This window comes from Phocaeicola sp. RTP21198st1_B8_RTP21198_201120 (assembly GCF_040929485.1).
GTDB classification, from domain to species: Bacteria; Bacteroidota; Bacteroidia; order Bacteroidales; family Bacteroidaceae; genus Phocaeicola; species Phocaeicola dorei.
In genome coordinates this window covers 1-363 of sequence record NZ_JBCOCI010000153.1, presented here as the reverse complement: position 1 = coordinate 363, position 363 = coordinate 1, and the positions used below count along the sequence as shown (strand labels likewise).

At 38.6% G+C, this 363-nt stretch carries 1 protein-coding gene; it reads right to left on the bottom strand.

Annotated elements, in window-relative coordinates; genetic code table 11:
• Positions 1-363: winged helix-turn-helix domain-containing protein (locus AB5935_RS23550; RefSeq protein ID WP_368327627.1), on the bottom strand; the 363-nt coding region annotated here is incomplete at both ends.

The window sequence follows — 363 nt, the reverse complement described above, 5'->3', positions numbered from 1 at the left end:
ATTCCACTACCATTTTATATCCAAAACCATAAACAGCCTTCAGTTCAGGAGTAGCTCCTGCCTCTTTCAACCTCTTTCGTAAATTCTTTATTTGGGCATAGATAAAATCAAAATTATCGACTTGATCTATATGGTCGCCCCATACGGATTCGGCAAGTGTGTTTTTATTAACCAATCTGCCGGGACGGTTCATAAAATAAACCAGAATATCATATTCCTTACGGTTCAGTTCAATCTTTTTTCCAGCTACGGTCACCCCATATTTATCGGGAAAAATTTCTATATTTCCGTATTTGATACTATTTTCCCCACCTTGCTGATGACGGCGTATCACACTTTTGATACGTGCATTCAGTTCCACCA